Origin of the sequence: Rossellomorea aquimaris (genome assembly GCF_020171925.1) — a bacterium.
Taxonomy (GTDB): domain Bacteria; phylum Bacillota; class Bacilli; order Bacillales; family Bacillaceae_B; genus Rossellomorea; species Rossellomorea aquimaris_F.
Window position 1 is genome coordinate 389,149 of record NZ_JAIVAR010000003.1, and the last position, 21,482, is coordinate 410,630.

The window sequence follows — 21,482 nt, forward strand, 5'->3', positions numbered from 1 at the left end:
CGGTGGTAAATATCTCCACCTTCAAAACCGTCAAAAATCTCCTATACTATATAGAAGGTTATATTGTGTAGAATTCTTATAGTTGGAGGAATCTTGATGTTATCAAACTCTGAAATCGGGATCGATTTAGGAACCGCGAATATTCTAGTATATAGTAAAAATAAAGGAATCATCTTAAATGAACCTTCTGTCGTCGCAATCGACACAGAAAATAAAAACGTATTAGCAGTCGGTGTAGAAGCCAAGAGCATGATCGGAAAGACCCCAGGTAAGATTGTCGCAGTGCGTCCACTAAAGGACGGCGTAATTGCTGACTTTGACGTGACGACTGAGATGCTCAAGCAAGTCATGAGAAAGGCAGGCAAAAAGCTCGGATTCTCCATCCGTAAGCCTAACGTTGTCGTATGTACACCATCCGGCGCAACAAGCGTTGAACGCAGAGCGATCCAGGATGCTGTCCGTGGAAGCGGTGCAAAGACCGTTACGCTGATTGAAGAGCCTGTTGCTGCAGCCATCGGGGCAGATCTTCCGGTCGACGAGCCTGTTGCCAACGTGATCGTTGACATCGGTGGAGGGACAACGGAAGTCGCAATCATCTCTTACGGAGGCGTTGTTTCATGTAACACCATCCGTATCGGCGGAGACCAAATGGATGAGGATATCATCCAGCACGTTCGTAAACGTTACAACCTGTTGATTGGTGAAAGAACGGCTGAAAATATCAAGATTGAAGTCGGACATGCGTTGATCGACCATGACGAGCGTTCCATGGAAATCCGCGGCCGTGACCTGGTTACCGGGTTACCGAAGACCATCACGCTGACATCCACTGAAATCCAAAGCGCACTCAAGGAATCACTTCTTCACATCCTTGAAACAATCCGCTCGACACTTGAGAACTGTCCTCCGGAACTGAGTGGTGACATCGTCGATCGAGGCGTGATCTTGACTGGTGGAGGAGCACTATTGAATGGACTTCAAGACTGGCTGAGCCAAGAAATCGTCGTCCCTGTCCACTTGGCGCCAAACCCACTAGAATCAGTGGCGATTGGTACAGGACGTTCCCTATCCGTCATCCACAAACTGCAAAAAGTAAAATAACAATCCAAATGAAATACGAAAGAACCCCGACCGGATTTCAGGTCGGGGTTCTTTTACACTTTAAAGCATCGAGGGACGTTCCTTCAACAAGCTACCGAAACAGGTCTTTTACCCTCCTCCAAATTAATTAAACCTCAAACTGATCCAAATCCACTTTTTTTTCGTTAGCTTTTTAAAATTGAGATAAAAGGTGTTGTTTAGTATCCTTAATTTTATAATGTCAGATTGAAGGAGCAAATTATGTCACAGGAAGTTAAGGATATCGATCTGTATCTGAAAGTGATTAATGAAAGAGATTCGGCTGCTTTGCGGCAGCTTTATCGAAAATATGAAAAGCTCGTTTACTCTTTTTCTTTTAAAATGACGGGGAATACGGAGATTGCAGAAGAAGTGATTCAGGAAGTATTTCTCAAGCTATGGAAAGAACATGCCCCTTACAATCAATCGAAAGGGAAATTTTCTTCCTGGCTTCTGACAATGACACGGAATGCGTGCCTCGATGCACTTCGCAAACGCAAAAGACACGAGACGGTGGAATATATCGAAAAGGATTCCATGCAGGTGACGTCAGAAACACCGGCCGATATTGTGGAATGGAAGGAAAAAGGGAAGGCAATCCAGGACTGCATCCGTTCATTGAAAGAAGATCAGCAGCGAATCGTCCATCTATTCTATTTCAAAGGGCTTACGCAGCAGTCCATATCTAAGAGTACAGACACACCGCTCGGCACGGTGAAGGGAAGAATCAGGCTTGCTTTAAAACATCTTCACGGCTGCCTTAAAGGGAAAGGAGGGAATACGGAATGAATCAGCAACCCTGTGAACACATACTGGATTATTTCAATCACCATTTGAATGACGATGAAAAAACGGCATTCGAGAAGCATTTAACGACCTGCCCTGAATGCCGCGAAGCGCTGACCGAACTAATGGAGCTGAGTGAATACCTCCCCTATGCGGCTGAACCAATCACTCCTCCAGCAGGAATGGAAGACCGGGTATTTTCCAGAATAGAACAATCCGGAAACAGCGTTTCTCCACTGGGGAAAGAAAAACGCGGCAGGCGCTGGTTATTCCCTTCCGTTGCAGCTGCACTTGCTATTTCCTTGCTCGGCAATGCCTATTTGTTCACACAGGTCCAGCAGGAAGAAGAGATCGTCGAGCAGGCAACGATCGATCAGGTCACACAATTTGTCGAACTCGCCGCCGTCAACGGAAATGCAACAGGGACGGCGAGCATCATCAAGCAGGGTGAACAATCAAGCCTTGTCGTTCAGGCTTCACGGCTTCAAGACTTGTCACAGGAAGAAGTCTATCAGGTCTGGCTGATCAAGGATGAAAAGCCGGAGCGTGCGGGTACCTTCGTCCCGAGCCCGGATGGAAAAGGATCCGTTGTATTTAAGTTGAACGATGAATTCACGAAGCAGGATTGGGATACGGTCGCCATCACCTTGGAGCCAGACGCCAGCAGTCAGCTTCCACAGGGCGACATTATACTTGCATCTGAAATTTGATCATGGAAATATTTGAGAGCCTGAGACAAAAGTGTTTCAGACAAAGTAAAACCCGAACTAATTTGGCTATTGGAAGGCAAATTAGTTCGGGTTTTTAATTTATTTTATATCAGTACGATTAGATTTTACCACTGTCTAGCGGTTGATTGGAGTGCAAGACGAAGACTCCTGCGGGAGAAGTGGCCAATGTGAGACTTGTCTAGCTCCAGTGGTCTGCTCCCGTTTGAAAATTAACCTTCGACTTTTGAGGCAAAAAACGCCTCTAAAGACGAAGAACATTTTTCAAAGGGAACAAAACGACCACTTGCGCATCTCTTCCCGCAGGCGAAGCCGAGGAGGCTCACGGGTCACCCGCGGAAAGCGAAGTCTTGCACGGAAATCATTAGCGGAATTAAAAACTGATATTGTTCGTTTTTAGTTATAGAGTTTTTAGTTATGTCCAAGGCTCTTTTTGTTGTGCATTTATCGAATGTGCTCACCTTCGTTCAGGTAAATGGTCATAGGGAATCTAACTTACACGAAAGGAGTCTCCATCAATCGTCATTATTAATCCTAAATAATCGACTCCCCTACTCTACTAATTTTCAAAGTCAAAAAAGTTTTTTTAAAAAAAAGTGATCCAAACGAAAACTTGTGTCGTTAACTCTATGAAATATAAATTAAAAGGAGAGATTCCCTTATGAAAATCAAAAAAAGTTATCTAGCAATCCCACTAAGTATGTCACTCATCATCCCTGCGGCCGGTACCGTTTCAGCCCACAATGGCGAAGATCATTCACCGATGGCGGTGACGCCGGCATCCGATCTACGGACGACCCTTCAACATTACTTAAGTGAGCATGCCTACTTAGCCGTCGAAGCCATGAGAAGAGGCGCAGAGGGATCCGAAGACTTCGAAGCCGCAGCAAATGCATTGAATGCAAACACGGAAGATTTGTCTGCAGCCATCACATCCGTATACGGTGAGGAAGCAGGTAATCAATTCAATGAAATGTGGACGAGGCACATCGGGTTCTTCGTTGATTATGTGAAGGCCACCGGTGCAAACGATCAAGCAGCGAAAGACGAGGCCCTTATGAACCTGGATGGCTATCGTACTGAATTCTCCAAATTCCTCGAAACGGCAACAGGGAAAAGACTTGAGTCCGATAGTCTTGCGGAGGGACTTCAAATGCACGTGAACCAGTTGATCGGTGCGTTTGACAGTTATGTAGCAGGCGACTATGAGAAAGCTTATGAATATGAGCGGGAAGCGATCAATCATATGCATATGGTGGCTAAAGGCTTATCGAGTGCCATCACCGACCAATATCCGGATAAATTTGAAAACACCATGGCCGTCACCCCTGCATCAGATTTAAGAGCCACGTTGAATCACCTGCTAACTGAACATGCAGCACTTGCCACGATGGCGATGCAAAACGGGATCGACGGCTCAGAGGACTTCGATGCTTCCGTCAAAGCCCTGAATGAAAACACGGAAGCCCTGTCTGCCGCCATCACATCCGTGTATGGTGAAGAAGCCGGAAATCAGTTTAAAGAAATGTGGTCAAACCATATCGGATTCTTCGTTGACTATGTAAAAGCGACCGGTGCCGAGGATGAAGCGGCCAAGAAAGAAGCCCTTCAAAACCTGGATAACTATCGTGCAGATTTCTCGGAGTTCCTTGAGACGGCAACAGATGGCCGCCTGAAATCCGATGCCCTTGCTGATGGACTTCAAATGCACGTCGATCAACTCATCGGTGCGTTTGACAGCTACGTGGCTGGAGATTATGAAAAATCTTTCGAAGACATCCGCATGGCTTATGAACATATGCTGAATCCTGCCAAAGGACTATCATCCGCATTCGTCGATCAGTTCCCGGATAAGTTCGCAGAAGCTATGCCTTCACAGATGCCGAACACCGGTATGGGCGGAACCGCTGATGCAGAAGAATTTCCTCTAGAATACTTGTTGGCCGCCCTGATGGTGATTGCAGGTGGCTCTGTGCTTGCACTCAAAAAATATGCTGATAATAAATAAAATGGAAAAAGGGACGGACCCCAGCAAGGTCCGCCCCCCTCTATTGTGAAGATGAAAGGAGTGGCTTCACATGATACATTCTATGAAGATCATCTACCTTATGCTTGTACTACTGCCCATTTCTGCATGTTCTGTCGAAATGGGCATGGATGATAAAAGCATGGACAGTAAAGTGGAACAGAAACAGGAAAAGGAATCACGGCAAATGGCCAGTACAACCACTTCCCCATCCCCTTATGCAGATTCCATCATCAAGGATGATAGGACAGGAATCATTCCAGCAACCCTTGAAATCCCCGCAATTGACTTGAAAGCGGAAGTTGAATCGGTCGGATTGAAGGAAAACGGGGAAATGGCCGTAACCGAGGGCTTTGAAACAACCGGATGGTATGAAAAAGGGTACAGACCCGGGGAACCAGGAAGAGCCGTAATCGGCGGACACGTCGACAGCAGGAACGGACCAGCCGTCTTTTATCACTTGAAAAAACTATCAAAGGGAGATGAAATCATCGTTTCCAGCATAGACGGTGAGACAAGAACCTTTGTTGTAAAGGAGAAGAAAGAGTATCCATGGGATGATGCCCCTTTGAAATCGATCTTCGGGTATACCCACAGAAGTTCTTTGAACCTGATCACTTGTACAGGGGATTTTGATCATACATCCAGAAATTATAGTAAACGGCTTGTCATTTACACTGAACTAAAAGCTTAACCCCCAAAACCCGCCACGGACGGGTTTTTTTATTTGGTTCCCCCTTTTCCTACTCCCCCATGCCTCCCCCTCAAATGGAAGACTTTAAAAAAATTACAAACTTTAGAGGGATTTTGCGATATCGCCGCCTCATCTTGGGTAAAGGGTACTATCAACTATTATTGTGTATGGAGGAAATGGTTCATGAAAACAACGTATGATGTGAGTGTGAATGGTTCTTTATTTGATTGGAATCTTGAAACGGGGGACGTCTATTTCGAGAATGATGAAGTCGTTTTATTTTGGGTGAAGACGGCTTTTAAAACGCTGTTTGACTCCATCGAGGAAATTGCAGGTGAAAAAGAATCGAAGCTCGTCCTTGAGACAGCCGGTTACAGGACAGGTGAGATTGTCAGTCAATTCTATATGGCCACGATCGGCGACACTGATGAAATATTGAAGAAACTACCTAATACATATGTGTCTGCAGGGTGGGGAATCACAGAGGTCCTCTCCTATTCAGTCGAAGACAGGAAAGCAGTGATCACCGTCAAAAACGGATGGGAACATAAAGTCAACATTGCCCAGGGGAAGACGGATGAAGGGAAATTCCTTCCCGGACATTGGGCAGGTGTCCTTTCAGGGTTATTTGGGTCAAGTGTATGGTACCGTATCGTAAAAAGTCAAATACAGGGAGATGACTTCAGTCAATATGAATTCTTCGCATCGGACATCACACCTACACTTCATATTCAAACTCTGCTTGACGAGCAAACAAATAAGGCACGAACCGAATTGGAGGCATTGACCGAGCAACGCACGAAGGTCCTTTCCGATATCATCAAGGAAATCTCATCCCCGATCATACCAGTGATCGACTCGATTCTCGTCGTTCCATTAGTCGGACCTTACGATGAATTAAGAGCGGAAGAACTTCTGAACCGAACCCTTTTAAACCTTCCGCACTATAAAGCGGAATATCTCGTCATCGACCTGACGAGCCTGACCGGATATGATGACTACACACTCGACTTTATCCAAAAGTTTGTCGGTTCTGCAGGACTGCTCGGAACGAAATGCCTCCTGGTGGGGATTTCACCAGAGCTCAGTATAAAGATCACCCAGTCCGGGCAGCGAATTGCCAACATTCCCTGCTTCACGATCCTGCAGCATGGGATTAAATACGCACTTGATCAGCAGGGACTTGAAATTACACTAAAAAAATAATAAATCGGGCTTAAAACTTCTGTTAAAGGCTCGGCTTGTAAGATTGTCAACTCAACCTGGAAAAGCCTCTTAATTGTAAAGTTTACGAAAGTCGTCAACAATCGTGTTCCTTTAATAAAGCGGGTTCGTGGGCGACTGCATGTTCATGGAAATCATCACCTTAAGTATCACGCGATTCATTCGCCTTGGACATTATATTAAGAAAAGGAGCGCCCGTCCCCACGCTCCTTTTCCACTTTACCGTTTCACATACAATATCCTGTAGTCTCCGTCCTCTTCCTCAAGCGAAATACCGCGCCAACCGCATTTCAATAACGCTTGCTGCCCTTCGATATCACCCATGGGAACTTTCGCAATGTTGGAAATCTCACCTCCTGCGTCCTCACTCTCCATCCGCTTGACGAAGATGTACCGCAATTGATTCCCATACTTCATCTTAAGCGCAGCCACCTCCATCCCCTGCTTGAACTTATCTTTTAAACTGGGAATATTAAAAGGGGCGACTGTACACGCAACATACATAAAGGACTGTCCAAGAGTCCTAAGCTCTTCCATGATGAGATGGGCCAGGGTCTGTTGGAGGCGATTCCCCCTGTAATAAGGATGTACAATTGAAATTTCCTGATAGATCACCCGTGGAAGCTCCGATGCTTGAAGCCCGATATCATGTCCAAGGTGCTCATCATCAAGGGGCGGTATCAATAATGCCCGAAAAGCGATCAGTTCCGTTCCTGAAAAAGCGCCGATCATCAGACCGTTCCCCTTCAGGATATAGGTGTATTCCCCGTGTGTCAGCGGCTGCAGATTGCCCTTCTCCTTCAGGTCTTCCACGACGTCCGCCTGCAGCTCCGTTATCTTTCCCATATCATCGAGATTCAGCAACCGTACTAGATAGTCTCTATTATTCTTCTCCAGTTTTCCTTCGAATAGCATGATTCACTTCTCCTTATTCTATGACACTCTTAAACTCAGTCAGTTCTTCTAGGACTCCCCTGTCCACGTTCACCCCGAGACCTTCCTTATCCGTCAGGCGGATGTATGGGACATCATATCGAAGGTCACCGATGTCCCTTGAGAATTTGATCGGACCCGTCAATTCCACGCTTGTGATACCCTTTTTAGAGAAGGCAACATGGAAGCCCGCTGCCGAAGCGATCGATGATTCCACCATCGATCCAACCTGGCAATCAAGCCCTGCCATTTCAGCAATATGGGCAAGCTTAACAGCCGGATAGATCCCGCCGCACTTCATCAGTTTGATATTGATTTTATCGGCTGCCTGCTTGTGGATGACGTCAAACATTTCGCGCATCCCTTTCAATCCTTCATCGATCATCAGCGGAATATCGGTCATGGCCTTCACCCTCGCCATCCCGTTCAAATCATCTGCCTTGACAGGCTGTTCCAGCCAATCGATATTCAGCCCCTCGAGGTGCCGGACCGCCTGGAGTGTATGGCTGCTACTCTTCCACCCTTGATTCACATCAATACGGATCGGCACGGCCATCCCCACTCGCTCCCGGACCCTTCTAATTCTTTCAATATCCATTTCGATATCCGTACCGACCTTCATCTTGAACGAACGGTAACCCGATTCGAGCATTCCGGCTGCTTCCCCTGCCATCTGTTCAGGTTCGGCAATGCTCAACACATGGGTCAGCTGAAACTCTTCATGATAACGTCCCCCAAGAAGCTGATAGACCGGTTGCCCGAGCTTTTTTCCCATTGCATCGTAACAAGCGATATCAATGGCTGCCTTTGCAGTCGGCGCTTGGTAGATCGCTTCATCCATACGCTCATGGATCCGTTCAATTTGAAAGGGATCCATTCCGATCAATTTCGGAGCGAGTGTATGCTTCAGCACTTGAAATGTACTTTCCCATGTTTCGCCCGTCACATGTTCATCCGCGACTGCTTCACCATACCCCGTAACCCCTTCATCCGTCTCCATTTCAACAATGATGGACGGCATGTCACGGTACGTATGATAGCTGATGATAAACGGTTGCTTGAGTGGAAGCCGTATGGCATATAGATTGATTTTTTTGATGATCATTTAAATACACTCCTTTTAAACTAACAAATTTCATGTCCACTTGCTATAATGTCGTTATATAGTCGTTTTTTAAGAAAGGAGATACCCATGAAAACGAAAGTAGCACTGATCGGATCAAAAGAATTCCAAGACCATGTGCAGGATACCATCGTTCCTTACCTGAACGAAATTGAACTCGTTCCCTATGTCTACACCGAACCAAGGGAAGCAGGGCAGCTGATATCAGCCATTCTACCTTGCGATGCGATTCTCTTCTCGGGAGCGCTCCCTTACTTTTTTGCGAAAGAAGCATGCAGTTCCATGGCAGTCCCGATCCTCTACCTTGAACAGGATGAAGCGGCACTCGTGACATCATTGCTTTCTATACTGCATCACCACAGGATCCAGCCCCACCGGATCTCCATCGATTTGATGGATACTTCCTTTGTCGACCACATCTCGTCTGACCTACACCTAGAGAACCCACCTAACCATGTGAAGGACTATAAAGGCCGCCTTCCCCACGATTTCACCATTGAAGAATTTACAGTCTTTCATTCACGTTTGTACGAAGAGGGTCAAACCGAACTCGCCTTGACGAGCATTCATGCCGTATATGATCAGCTTACAGCCATGAACATCCCCTCTATGAGGATGATCGATCCGGTAGCGACGCTTCTGCGTACCATCGAGGAAGCCCGACTACGAGCCAACCATTATAAAAGAAAAGCAGCCACGGTTGCAGCTGCCAAATTGATCATTGATGAAAAAGATGAAGGTGCCTTGCATAATCTACACAAGCTGTCGCATTTAATCGGAGGGACCCTGCAAGAAACAGGAGACACTCACCCTTATACGATCTACAGCAACAGGGGAAGCATCGAGTCCTTCTTGGCTCATCCCGATTTCGCTTCTTTCTTTCAGGACAGCGACCTTTTCCTCGCCGGTTTCGGTTATGGTGAAACGGCTGCACAGGCAGTGGAGAATGCGGAAACGGCCCTCTCATTTGCAAAAAATGAAGGCTCAGGCAACGTTGCTTTTGTTTTAAATGAAGAGAAGGAGCTTTCAGGTCCCTATCCGTCAATCAACATGAAGATGCAGTTGAAGAATACGGACCCTGACTTTTACAAACTTGCAAAGCAGTTGAAGCTGAGCCCGGCGAATATCTCCAAGCTCATCACTTTCTCTAAGTCCCGACCATCCCGTGAATTTACCGCTCCCGAGCTGTCCGACTACCTCGCGATCACAAGGAGGTCGACGGAAAGGTTGTTGAAAAAACTTGTCGATAACGGTGCGGCTAAAATCACCGGGAAAGAGATGACCTACGCGCAGGGAAGACCCCGCGCCGTCTATGAACTGACCTTCCCAATCTATTGATGGGCTCAGGAGGAAAGACGTGCTTCCTCCTGCTCCATCGCTTTCAATTCAGCCTCACTCAGTTTCTCGATGGTGAATCCGGTGAAGGCATAGATGATGGAGATGACAGGTACAATGAAATTCAAAACAGCATAAGGCGCATACTCAAACGCATGGACACCGAGCGTGCCCAGAATAAAGACCCCGCATGTATTCCATGGGATGAAGACCGATGTCAGCGTTCCCCCATCCTCAAGTGCACGGGAAAGGTTCTTCGAATGAAGCCCCTTTTCTTTATAAGCATTTGCGTACATCCTCGAAGGCACCACAACGGAAATATATTGTTCCGAACAAGAGGCATTCGTGGCAAAACAGGAGACGACGGTCGAAGCAACCAAGCCCTTTGCTGTCTTCGTCACCTTCAGGATCTGGTTGACGATCGCTGCAAGCATGCCCGTATGCTCCAAAACCCCCCCAAAGGTCATCGCTACAATCGTCATCGACACGGTGTACATCATTGAATCCAAACCACCACGTGAAAACAAATCATCGACCATCGTGTTCCCGGTCTCGATCACGTACCCGCTCTGAAGCGCAGAAACAGCATCCGCAAACGAATCATGCTGAATGAACACCTGTGCACAGAATCCAAGGACAATCCCCACGATCAGTGCAGGAATGGCAGGAACCTTCCTTGCCACCAGAACGATGACCAGTAGCGGAACGATCAGAAGGAATGGGGAAACAACAAAGCTGTCCTGCAGTACGCCGATCGTCTTCTCGATATCGGCCGTGTCGACCCCACTCTTCCCAAAATTCCTACCTAAGTAAGCATAAACAGCCAAGGCAATCACAAATCCGGGAATCGTCGTGTACAGCATGTGACGGATATGTACAAATAGGTCCGTATTGGTGAGCCCCGATGCCAGATTCGTTGTATCAGACAGTGGAGACATCTTATCCCCGAAATAAGCACCCGAGATAATGGCACCTGCAATCATCGGAGCAGGGATCCCCATGCTCATCCCGATTCCCATCCCGGCTACACCGATCGTCCCCATCGTCGACCAGGAGCTTCCGATGGCAAGAGAAACGACCGCACAAATCACGGCAATGGATAAAAGGAATAGAGACGGCGTGATCATTTTCAAACCGTAATAAATCATCGTCGCCACAATCCCGCCACCGATCCAAGCACCAATCGTGAGACCGACAAGCATGATGATCACGACCGCCGGCAGCGCGAGGCGGATGCCCTTATACATCGCTTCCTCGATATCCTTCCATTTGAAACCCGCGAACCAAGCTACAATGGCAGCCGTCGTCGTCCCGATGATCAGCGGGATATGCGGCCCCTGTTCCAATACTACAATGGTAATGGCCATGACCGTGATCATGACAAGAAGCGGTATGACCGCCAGCCAAAACGGCATTTCTTTCTTCATCCTCATTTCCCCCTTATAAATCCCCTTTTTTTGACTATTTTAAATTGTCGCTATATAGTCGCTATATCAGTATCATAAGGGGAGGGAACGAAGTAGTCAATCAGATTTTGGTACCGTTTTCATTGCATTCATGCCCTTCTCAGTGTTTCTGCCAGAATTTTTGCGGCTTGACTGAGTGCAGAGATGTTGAACGTCATCCGCGGGTGATGAAGACCCGGGGACAAATCCGCGCCGACCCCCATCATCGCCGCCTTCACTTCAGGATGTTTGATCGTGTAAAAATGGAAATCATCACTCCCTGATGTGATGACCGGTTGCGCCAATACCCTTTCACCCGCAATCGAACCAATCGCTTTCCGAATGATGTCTTCCGCTTCTGCCGATACTACCGCTCCCGGGGTATGATCAGTCCATGCATAATCGATCTTGACGCCATATACCTTCTCGATCCCCTCGATTCCTTCTCCGAGCCTCTTCTGGATTTCTTCAAGCACCTCATTCTTCTGGGCACGCACATCGATCGCAAACTCGGCATTCCCCGGGATGATGTTTAAATTTTCCCCTCCGGCAATAAGCTTTGTCAGTTTGGCTGAATACGATTCAAACGGGGACAAATAGATGGATCTAATATACGAATGAATGGCCATCAGGACGTCGATGCTGTTCTTTCCCTGGTGTGGCCTCGCTCCGTGCGCATCCATCCCCTTTATCTTCCCTTCCATGTAAATGCCCGCACCATGATGGATCGAAGGCGCAAAATACCCATCGCGCAGTTCTTCCTTCGGTCTAAGATGGACACCGAACAGAAACCCGACACCATCAAGGGCCCCTTTCTCGATCATGGCAAGCGATCCATTCCCCTTTTCCTCAGCTGGTTGGAAGATGAATCGGATCTTTTTATCTTTCGGTGGATCCTCCAGAAGGTGAAGAAGTGCGCCGAGCACCATCGAAATATTGGCGTCATGACCGCAGGAATGATTCGCCTGCATCACGTCATCGACTTCCTGCCAAAGAGCATCGATATCAGCCCTGACAGCCGTCACCACTTCTCCTTCCCCAATTTCGGCAATCAGACCGGTCACATCCGGAAAGCGCCTGTACCCCACCCCCAGTTCATCTAGGATTTCAGCAATCTTATTTGTCGTCCCGTACTCTTTCCAGCTCACTTCAGGATGAGCATGGAAATATCGGAACCACTCCACAATCTGTTTGTTAATATCCATACCAACTCTCCTTTCTTCACTAAGGTATTCCATAAAGCGGCTGAAAATCCTTCACGGAAAGTCGGCAGGATACGGAGACTGCTCCCTTTGGGACATCGGGACAGGTCCCCTGTCCCACCGATACTTCGAGAGATTAAAGGTGCTATCCCACTAAAAAAAGCACGCCCATCAAGGCATGCTCTCATCAATCAAATGATATTCCGGTATCAAGTCGGAAAGCGGGACGATCGACGCTTTCTTCTCATAAAGAGGGATGAACTCATCCAGCATGGTCGCAATCTTCAATCCTGTCACGCCAACATGCCCGATGGCAATCGTACTCTCCCCTTCATCCAATTCATGGGATAATCGTTTCGCCTGCTTCCCGATATGCTGTATCGTGTATACATCATCGAAGAATAATTCATTCTCAAGATACGGCACACCGATTTCTTTGGCAAGCTTCGGTATGACACTCTTACCTGTCGTCTTACTGTCAAGGTAGAAAAGCCCTCTCTCCTTACATACCTCCAGTACAATCCTCATGACCCTTTCATCGGCTGTCGCCTTCGATCCCATATGATGATTAACGCCAACTGCGTACGGGACATCATCGATCGCTTTTTCCACCCTACTCCTGATTTCGTCATTCGAGAGTGACGTCGTGATTGCTCCTGGCCCTAGCCAACTCGCCTTTCCCGATACCGGCTCCATCGGGAGGTGCAGGATCACTTCATGCCCCAATTCATGTGCGTTTTCCGCATCCTCTTTCGTTGTAGGCAGGAACGGCATGATCGCAAGCGTCAACACTACAGGCAGATGGAGGATCTCGTCCGTCCCCTTCATCCGGTTCCCCAAGTCGTCAATCACGATCGCAAGCTCCTTATGATGTGCAGGAAGCGGCATGATATTTCTGGCCGCCGCCGTACTTTGGGACACTAACAATACAGTCAAACAAATGAATAAGCTTCTCATCCCTTATCACTCCTTTCTCTTAAGGTGTCCAAACGTGAAGGAGTTTAAGAGTTGAATTTTTCAGATGAACCCTTTTCTTCTTCATGGATAATTCACTTGAAACTGACAATCCTAGAATAAAGGAGTGAGCAAACGATGACTGAACAACAAGTAGAAGATCTATTCCACTTTTATGGCCACGAAGATCTTTACAAACGATTCAAGACGCCTCTTTATGTAACCGGCTTGCTTGATGAAAGCGAGGCGGAACATCTGGAAGATTTCTTTGATCATTTCACACTCGACCGTTCAATCCTATTCGATGAATTCCGTTTTTGGTTCCGTTATTACGAGGTATCAAAGAAGGGGATGGGCGGGCACTCCCCCTACAGTTAAAAGCGTTACATAACTAAAAAGCTGTTCCCAGAGACGTCCCGGGAACAGCTTTTCTTCTTAATACGGTTTATCTTGGTAAAAATAATTCGTCGATTTCCACGTATTATCATACGCCTTATGAAAGATATGCGTCGTGGCTGGAGAGACGGGTGGGATGAGCCAGGTCCAATCACCGGTGACTTCCCGACCAGCACGCTCTTCATTGTCCTCGAATAACCGGAACTGCTGGGCTGCGGTATGGTGATCGACGACGCTCACTCCATCTTCTTTAAACGAATGAAGAACGGCGATATTCAACTCGATGAGTGCCTTGTCCTTCCAAAGCGTGCTGGCTCTTGACGTATCCAGCCCCATGCAACTTGCCACTTTCGGGAGAAGGTTGTACCTCTCCACATCCGCCAGATTCCTTGCGCCCATTTCCGTTTCCATATACCAGCCGTTGAACGGTGCAGCCTTATAGGAAATCCCCCCGATCTTCAATTCCATATCGGAAATGATCGGAACCCCGTACCACTTGAGACCAAGATCACCGAACCATGGGAAATCAGGATGTCTTAACTCGACTTCAAGGACAAGCTCTTCCTTGATCGACTTCCATTTCGGCTCATTATCCCCGATCCCGACTACAAACGGGAGAAGGTCGAAATCAGTCTTTTTGCCCGACCAGCCGAGCTCCTCACACTTTTTCGTAAAATCAATCGAGTGCGGATCCCCGATATACCCACCGTCTTCCTTGTATCCCGCATATCTAAGCAATTGATGATTCCAGAGCCGGATGTCAGGCTCTCCTGGCTTCGATGGTCTGAACACCGTGATCGTCGGTCTGATCCGCCCTTCATTTGATGCAAATTCCAAGTGACGTTCTAACGCATTGAACACGTCTTCTTCTGTCGAAGCTTCCCGTTCATCAAATACATGGAGGGAGTTCCAGAACAATCGTCCGATACAGCGATTACTGTTCCTCCATGCCAATTTCGCCCCGAATACAAGCTCGTCATATGTGTGTGTATAAGTGCCGTGAGCATTTATTTCTTCCTTGACTCCGGACAGACGCTCTTCAACACCGTCTTTCTCGTTCTCTACATAATACTGTTCGATAAAGGCTTTTGCCTCGTTATATAAATCATTCAATCCTACCGCTTCCTTGTATCATAATCTGTACCCCAAGTATATCATGCCGGATTCCCTATTAACCCCATACATTTGTACAAAAAATGAACGCATGGACGTCTGTCATCCGTCCGATCGACTATGTCAAGGCCTTTTCGTAACAGCGGTATTCCTGATGACCCTCAGGCTTTGATGTAAAATGGACCGACCCCCTGTACATATACCCCATCTTCTCATACAGAGAATTAGCTGCCTCATTCCGGGCATAGGCATCCAAGCGGATGCTCCGGTAACCGCTATCCGATGCGTGTTCCTCACACTTCTCCAGGAAGCGGGTGCCAAGCCCCTTCCCTTGCTGCAGAGGATCCAGGAACAACGCATGTACCACAAGCTCTTCATCATACTGCCAGGGGATCGCCCCCCATTCCGGGGACTGCCACGTATTCAACGTGACCGATCCAAGGATCTTTCCATCTGAGATCAAGCAGTACAAGTCACCGTACTGAATTTGCTGTCTGAAATAATCCCTGCTTGGATATTTCTCATCCCATTGGAGCAATCCGTTGTCATCCAGATCTTTCTTGCTCCTGAGGTACACAGCTGTAATCTCATCCAACTGCTCACTTTCAGCTTTACCTAATTGTAGCGAAGTCGCGCTCATTGTCATATTGACCTTCCCCATATTCTCGATTATTTTCTTATTTTCTAGTGTTTGTTGAAGAAGGTCCCGTTATTCCGCGAATCACGAATCGCTTCCGGTCCTTTGTTCAAGCAGCGGCTCATACATCATGAGGGCGTGATTCTCGGTGATGAATTCATCATCGATCTCTACGCCTGCCTTATTGAACACCTTTCTGAAAATTTGATTGTGCCTCAAGTAACCGCCCCAATATTCATGCGAGATACTATGTTCTTTCTCATACACTTCATAGTGGGTCATCCCCGGTGAAGTGGACCTCCACTCCCCCACCAACGCTTCATCCGTTAAATACAAATGAAGCTGATACGTCTCTTTCGTATTATTTTTGATTTTCAGATCCAGATAATTATACGCACATGTCGCACCGCTCCCGAATGGCAGCCGACGGTTACTATCCGGGAATACGTCATAGCTGTGGCGGTGGCGCTCGGTGACCGTCAAAGGCGTATGGAGCGTCATCCAATAAATCAGATTCGATAACTGACAAAGCCCTCCCCCAATCCCGGGCTTGAAGGATCCATAGTAAAGGACCATCCCATTGACATAGCCTTTACGCTTGGTCGTGTTCCCAAGGAGCCTCCAATAAGAAAAGGTTTCACCAGGCTTGATGACGATCTTGTCCAGCTCCCGGACAGCAATCCGCAGATTCTTCACTTTATTCTCCTGATACCATAGATCAACATCTTTTAACTTCCTATATAGCGGGGTACGGTGCGAATGAATCACATGCTGCTTGAGATCCTCTTCCCTCTTTTTGGCAAACGTTTCATCCGTCGTCATCCACTGAATATACCTTTTCATCCGGTAATAACAAGTCCCGGCCATCACCCGGAGCGCGGACCTTCTTTTCGGCTGATACTCTAGAGATTTATACATTGAACCACCCTTTATCCCATTTTAAATCCATTTATTACCTATTATAATACTTAAGAAGAATTCTGACTATTGAGTTTTTTAATTATCCCAATGTAAAAAAAGAAAGCCGCCCCATTGAAGGACGACTTTCTTACTTACAAACATTCCTCTAACTTCTCGTATTTTTCATCTCTCTCTTTTTCGAGCTTCTCTTTTTCACCATATAGCTCTTGAAGCACTTCAAGGTCGGTTGATGATAGCAGCTTCTCATCAATCAATCCGATTTTTTCTTCAAGCTCTTCAAGTTCTTTCTCCACCTTTTCAAAAGAGAGGGTCGGTTCTTGAATAGACTCCTTTCTCCGAACGGGGACCTCCTGCCTTTTCACAGCCGGTTTCTCCTGCTTGTCAGGGATGATTTCAGCAAGCTTCTTCTTCGCCCAGCTGTAAGGACCTTCAAACGAGTGAAGTTTCCCTTCATGGATCCAATACGTTTTATGAAACAATTTATTTAAAAAATAACGGTCATGCGAAACGGCAAGAATGGTACCCTTGAAATCCTCCAACGCTTCTTCCAGCACTTCTCTCGAATCGATATCAAGGTGATTCGTCGGCTCATCAAGCACGAGGAAATTAATGTCCTGATGCATCAGCTGCGCCAGCCGGAGACGCATCTTCTCCCCACCGCTCAAGCTTCCGACCTTCCTGAACACATTCGGCCCATAGAATAGGAATTTGGCAAGGATATGCCTGGCGTCACCCTCCGTCACCGCCACCTCTTCACGGAAAGCGTCGATCAGTCTTACGGACGGGTCTGCCACTGTAAAATGCTGCGACAAATACCCAAGCTTCACGTTGCTGCCAATCTTCACTTCACCGGAATCCCAATCCTGGTCGCCGAGCAGCATCTTGATGATCGTGGACTTGCCCGTTCCATTCTTTCCTACGATCGCTGTACGATCCTTGTAATGAACCAGCATGTTTGCTCCGTTGAAGAGCATCTTCCCACTGAACGACTTCGATACCTCCTTCATCGAGTAAACGACTTTTCCACTCCGGTCCGTCTCTTCAAACTCCAAGCCCATCTTCTTACGGTCAAGGACCGGACGTTTGATCTTCTCCATCCGTTCGAGTGCCCGTTCCATGTTACGGGCACGTTTATGCAGCGCCTCGTTCGGAGGATTCGCCTGATTTGCCCACTCCTTCAGCCTTTTGATCGCTTCCTTCATTTTCTTTATCTTCTTCTGCTGCTCCTGGTAAGCCTGGAATTCGAGCAACAGCCGCTCTTCTTTCTCTTTTACAAAGCCAGAGTAATTGGTATGGTAGACCGTCATTTCACCATCCTCCAGGTCATATACCTTGTTAATGACACTATCAAGGAAATAACGGTCATGGGAAATGCACAAGACCGTCCCGTCATACTCTTTCAGAAAATCCTCCAGCCATTCGACCGCACCGATATCGAGATGGTTCGTCGGTTCGTCAAGGAGCAATAAATCAGGCTTCTGCAGTAAAATCAACCCGAGGCAAAGCTTCGTCTGCTCGCCGCCGCTGCACTGAGTGAAATCCTTCTCAAGCAGCTCATTGATTTCCAGGCCGTTGGCGATTTTCGCGATATTCGCTTCCATTTCATACCCTCCGGAAAGGGTGAATGAATCCTGAAGCTTCCCATACTCCTCCAGCAACCGATTCAGCCCATCAGGATTTTCCCCACTCCCCATTTTCTCTTCCAATTCCTTTAAGCGCTCACCGACCTTGACGAGATCCGCGAATGCGCCCCTTAACACATCGTATCCTTTCGTCCCTTCAGGATACTGCGGGATTTGTGCAAGATACCCGACTTTTGCCCCTTTTTTCAGATGGACGAGTCCAGTATCGGGCGTTTCCGCGCCGGACAATAACTTGAAGATCGTAGTCTTTCCCGTCCCGTTCCTCCCGACCAATCCGATCCGGGCTCCTTCCGTGATTTCAAACGACAGCTTCTCAAATATGAGATGCCCCCCGTACATTTTGCTTAATTCCTGCGCACTGCAAATCATCATTTTCCTCTTCCTTTCATCTCTTTGTTCTCGGCAAGAGGCCATATATAATAAAAAAACCCCAAGTAAGACAAGCGTCTCCCGGGGCTTAAAATAGGCATAAAAAAAAGAGAGCGTTGACGCCCTCCGTTTCCGATGCTCTTATAAAAGTCGCTGGAACCTGAGACCTCTTACCGTTCAATAGTCTTCATATTCATTTGCTAAAAAAGGGCATACGTGTCCCCTTGAATGCAAATGCATGAAAAATTGCACGGCAGATATAAATAAAGTCCAGATACTTACCACGCAACCCTACAGAACGATTCATCTCAGATTCCACCTCCTTTACATCTCACAGATTCGTATATGATCATTATATAATTATTCAGAAAGCTTTTGCAACTTGTTTCACCTTTTTTTGTACAAGATCCGCGAAAGCACCAGACCGATGACACCGATCGGGATGAGGATCATCGCACGTATCGTGAAATCGAGGAAGACCAGATCCGAAAAGAAGAATTTCACCAGCGCAAGCGCCAGGAATCCAATCCCCACCCAGCGGTAAAAAGCATCCTTCCTGCTTTCCCCGTATACGAGATACCCAATTGAAAGTACCGCAATCGCAACGGTGAATGCCGTCGTACTAGGTGTGTAATCCCATCCAATCACAATATAGTCGGTCGCCCTCATCACAAAAGAAAACATGACAGCGGTCAGAACCGATTTTATTAAGATTGAGGGAATGCGGGTAAACACTTTGCCCGTTATCCTGATGTGACCGAGCAGATACAAATAACAGAAAGCGATCAAGAATACAGGTAACTCCACCGTCAGAAAATCATAGGACGGCCCGAGCCCGGCACCTAGCAAGGAATACAGAATGAGAATGAAAGACCCAGCCAATCCGATCTTGCTCCTTCGTCTCCCTGCCAACCAGAGTAATGCCGTTGCCTGCAGCGCCACAATGATCGCTGCCCAATCGTAATCGATCCACGAGAAAATGAATAAAAGGACATAAAGGAATCCGAGCACAAGAAGCACATCTTTTGTATGTTTCTTCTCCGCAGGCTCCAGGAACGAAATCCCGATATACACGACTGCAAAGATGATGTAATAGAATAAGGGGATCCCTACGTACACACTGCTCAACAGCCCCAGCAGGATGAAGCTACCCGATACGACGGCAGGAATCATCTCTGCACTGACCCGCTCATCACGATTCAGGGCAATCAGCAGCAAGATATACGCATGCTGGATCGCAAACGGAATCAAGATCGTCAACGTGATCTGTCCGACACCAAATGCCGCAAAGAAAAACAGCGTAAAATACAACAAATAATAATGGATATTCCATGCAACCCGGTACCTTTTCCACGTACTGAACGTCACCAGCACAAAGAACATGAGCAGCTGATACCCATAAAATAACCACTCACTCCTCGCATCCCCTGCGAAAATGAACGGGAACAAATACGCACCGACCCCGATCAAACAAAGAATCAGCTGGGAACCATGCTTATGGGACACCCATAGCCCCGCCGAGATGATCAACAGCAATAATACATTGGTCACCACGCCCGGGATGAATCCGTACAAAATATTCGCTGAAAAAAGGGTAATGATGGCAAGGACAATACTTCCCGACAGCAGCGTGAGGCCGAGCCTTCGCTGATCCCTGATATAACGTTCACCAAGGAAATACATGACAATACTGACAACGGCACCAATCAGCACCCTAAATCCCGGCGCCAGCCAGCCATTCTGTGATGCGGCCATGAATCCCCACACACTACCGATCAATAGGACAAATAAAAACACCTTGGGGAGCCAGCGTTCCACCGAAAAATCGAAGGCCGGTTTTGGAGATTTGACCTCTTCCGGCTCCTCTTGAGGAACGGATTGTTGTTGTTTCGTATGAATCATGTCGTTCTGATTCGGGTTCAGTGTGTCTAGTGACGAATGTTTCGCCTTCATCAGCTGGATCTTCACGGAGTTCAGTTCCTTCTCCAAGGAATCAATCCGCCTTTCAAGTCGCTCCAACTCTTCCCTTTCCATAATCCCACCTCCTTACTGTTATTTATACAGTACAACGTCAGATATTTCCTTTCTTTTTTAGATAATTTTCGAGTTTGTTTTTGGGGTGGTGGAGTGTGTAGGGAGTGTTGAGGTTTGTTGGGGTGAGGGGGCTATGGTGGTGTAGTTGTATGGGGTTGGGGGTTCTGGTGATGGGTGGGCTTTTGGTAGGGGCGGGCTGGTGGGTTCTGGTAGGGTGGAGCCGGTCGGTCTGCCGGGATACCCCCGTTTGTATTCTGGGTGACTTATGCGCGAATTCGCTGACTTTATGCGCGAAAATCGAAATATATGCGCGGAATTTTCTTTTAATGCGCGAAATCCGAATTTTATGCGCGAACTGTCGATTAACCGACAAAACCCGACACCACTACACTTTCAAATACCCGCGCCCTGCTCGCAGTACTCAACTAGCTGGGTTCAGATCCGATCAAAGCACGAGGCTGCACAGCGATATACCCCACCAGTGTGCCGGGTCAACTATGAGCGAAACCGCTGACTTTATGCGCGAAAATCGAAATTTATGCGCGGAATTTTCTTTTTATGCGCGAAATCCGAATTTTATGCGCGAACTGTCGATTAACCGACAAAATCCGACACCACTATGCTCTCGGATACCCGCGCCCTGCTCGCAGTACTCAACTAGCTGGGTTCAGATCCGATCAAAGCACGAGTCAGCACAGCGATATACCCCCACCAGTGTGCCGGGTCAACTATGAGCGAAACCGCTGACTTTATGCGCGAAAATCGAAATATATGCGCGGAATTTTCTTTTTATGCGCGAA

The 21,482-nt window shown here is 47.4% G+C and carries 19 protein-coding genes; 8 read left to right on the forward strand and 11 right to left on the reverse strand.

Features of this window, described 5'->3' with window-relative positions:
• Positions 1 to 96: 96 nt before the first annotated feature.
• The 6 genes from mreBH to LCM10_RS13320 all read left to right on the forward strand — a co-directional run bounded on the left by mreBH (position 97) and on the right by LCM10_RS13320 (position 6,559).
• Positions 97 to 1,101 (forward strand): rod-share determining protein MreBH, encoded by a 1,005-nt coding sequence (gene mreBH / locus LCM10_RS13295; RefSeq protein ID WP_224876753.1) that lies wholly within the window; start codon positions 97 to 99, stop codon positions 1,099 to 1,101.
• A gap of 240 nt (positions 1,102 to 1,341) precedes the next feature.
• Positions 1,342 to 1,908 (forward strand): RNA polymerase sigma factor, encoded by a 567-nt coding sequence (locus LCM10_RS13300; protein ID WP_224876754.1) that lies wholly within the window; start codon positions 1,342 to 1,344, stop codon positions 1,906 to 1,908.
• Complete coding sequence (locus LCM10_RS13305) at positions 1,905 to 2,615, forward strand: anti-sigma factor domain-containing protein (protein WP_224876755.1); 711 nt, start codon at positions 1,905 to 1,907, stop codon at positions 2,613 to 2,615. The genes LCM10_RS13300 and LCM10_RS13305 overlap by 4 nt, the downstream gene beginning before the upstream one ends.
• A 679-nt stretch (positions 2,616 to 3,294) precedes the next feature.
• Positions 3,295 to 4,641, forward strand: coding sequence for a copper amine oxidase (locus tag LCM10_RS13310; protein WP_224876756.1), 1,347 nt, complete (start codon positions 3,295 to 3,297; stop codon positions 4,639 to 4,641).
• 70 nt (positions 4,642 to 4,711) lie between these two features.
• Positions 4,712 to 5,353, forward strand: a complete 642-nt coding sequence (locus tag LCM10_RS13315; RefSeq protein ID WP_224876757.1) for a class F sortase — start codon at positions 4,712 to 4,714, stop codon at positions 5,351 to 5,353.
• A 183-nt stretch (positions 5,354 to 5,536) separates the two neighbouring features.
• Complete coding sequence (locus tag LCM10_RS13320; RefSeq protein ID WP_224876758.1) at positions 5,537 to 6,559, forward strand: STAS domain-containing protein; 1,023 nt, start codon at positions 5,537 to 5,539, stop codon at positions 6,557 to 6,559.
• 237 nt (positions 6,560 to 6,796) lie between these two features.
• On the opposite strand, the gene LCM10_RS13325 is transcribed toward LCM10_RS13320, so the two are convergent.
• Positions 6,797 to 7,492 (reverse strand): GNAT family N-acetyltransferase, encoded by a 696-nt coding sequence (locus tag LCM10_RS13325; RefSeq protein WP_224876759.1) that lies wholly within the window; start codon positions 7,490 to 7,492, stop codon positions 6,797 to 6,799.
• A gap of 13 nt (positions 7,493 to 7,505) precedes the next feature.
• Positions 7,506 to 8,615, reverse strand: a complete 1,110-nt coding sequence (locus LCM10_RS13330) for a mandelate racemase/muconate lactonizing enzyme family protein (RefSeq protein ID WP_224876760.1) — start codon at positions 8,613 to 8,615, stop codon at positions 7,506 to 7,508.
• 87 nt (positions 8,616 to 8,702) lie between these two features.
• Here LCM10_RS13330 and LCM10_RS13335 point away from each other — a divergent pair, with 87 nt between their 5' ends.
• Positions 8,703 to 9,971 carry a transcriptional regulator gene (locus tag LCM10_RS13335; RefSeq protein ID WP_224876761.1) on the forward strand — a complete coding sequence of 423 codons (1,269 nt, stop codon included), beginning with the start codon at positions 8,703 to 8,705 and terminating at the stop codon, positions 9,969 to 9,971.
• Positions 9,972 to 9,976: 5 nt separating this feature from the next.
• On the opposite strand, the gene nhaC is transcribed toward LCM10_RS13335, so the two are convergent.
• From nhaC to LCM10_RS13350, 3 genes are all read right to left on the reverse strand, one after another.
• The gene (nhaC, locus tag LCM10_RS13340) at positions 9,977 to 11,395 is read right to left on the reverse strand and encodes a Na+/H+ antiporter NhaC (protein WP_224876762.1); all 1,419 of its coding nucleotides are present in this window, start codon (positions 11,393 to 11,395) and stop codon (positions 9,977 to 9,979) included.
• Positions 11,396 to 11,523: 128 nt separating this feature from the next.
• Positions 11,524 to 12,618, reverse strand: a complete 1,095-nt coding sequence (locus LCM10_RS13345) for an amidohydrolase (RefSeq protein WP_224876763.1) — start codon at positions 12,616 to 12,618, stop codon at positions 11,524 to 11,526.
• 168 nt (positions 12,619 to 12,786) lie between these two features.
• Complete coding sequence (locus tag LCM10_RS13350) at positions 12,787 to 13,572, reverse strand: divergent polysaccharide deacetylase family protein (protein ID WP_412103399.1); 786 nt, start codon at positions 13,570 to 13,572, stop codon at positions 12,787 to 12,789.
• A 135-nt stretch (positions 13,573 to 13,707) separates the two neighbouring features.
• Between LCM10_RS13350 and LCM10_RS13355 the strand changes: the two genes are divergently transcribed.
• Positions 13,708 to 13,947, forward strand: a complete 240-nt coding sequence (locus LCM10_RS13355; protein ID WP_224876764.1) for a hypothetical protein — start codon at positions 13,708 to 13,710, stop codon at positions 13,945 to 13,947.
• Between the two features lie 57 nt (positions 13,948 to 14,004).
• On the opposite strand, the gene LCM10_RS13360 is transcribed toward LCM10_RS13355, so the two are convergent.
• From LCM10_RS13360 to LCM10_RS13380, 6 genes are all read right to left on the reverse strand, one after another.
• The gene (locus LCM10_RS13360) at positions 14,005 to 15,078 is read right to left on the reverse strand and encodes a nitric oxide synthase oxygenase (protein WP_224876765.1); all 1,074 of its coding nucleotides are present in this window, start codon (positions 15,076 to 15,078) and stop codon (positions 14,005 to 14,007) included.
• A gap of 118 nt (positions 15,079 to 15,196) precedes the next feature.
• Positions 15,197 to 15,724: a GNAT family N-acetyltransferase gene (locus tag LCM10_RS13365; RefSeq protein WP_224876766.1), complete on the reverse strand. Its 528-nt coding sequence runs from the start codon at positions 15,722 to 15,724 to the stop codon at positions 15,197 to 15,199.
• A 75-nt stretch (positions 15,725 to 15,799) separates the two neighbouring features.
• Complete coding sequence (locus tag LCM10_RS13370; protein WP_224876767.1) at positions 15,800 to 16,633, reverse strand: VanW family protein; 834 nt, start codon at positions 16,631 to 16,633, stop codon at positions 15,800 to 15,802.
• A 134-nt stretch (positions 16,634 to 16,767) separates the two neighbouring features.
• A complete protein-coding gene (abc-f, locus tag LCM10_RS13375) occupies positions 16,768 to 18,651 on the reverse strand; it encodes a ribosomal protection-like ABC-F family protein (protein ID WP_224876768.1) in 1,884 nt (627 codons plus the stop codon).
• 190 nt (positions 18,652 to 18,841) lie between these two features.
• Positions 18,842 to 18,955: an RAxF-45 family protein gene (locus tag LCM10_RS20785; protein ID WP_098151160.1), complete on the reverse strand. Its 114-nt coding sequence runs from the start codon at positions 18,953 to 18,955 to the stop codon at positions 18,842 to 18,844.
• Between the two features lie 80 nt (positions 18,956 to 19,035).
• Positions 19,036 to 20,682, reverse strand: a complete 1,647-nt coding sequence (locus LCM10_RS13380; protein WP_224876769.1) for a DUF2339 domain-containing protein — start codon at positions 20,680 to 20,682, stop codon at positions 19,036 to 19,038.
• Between the last annotated feature and the right edge of the window lie 800 nt (positions 20,683 to 21,482).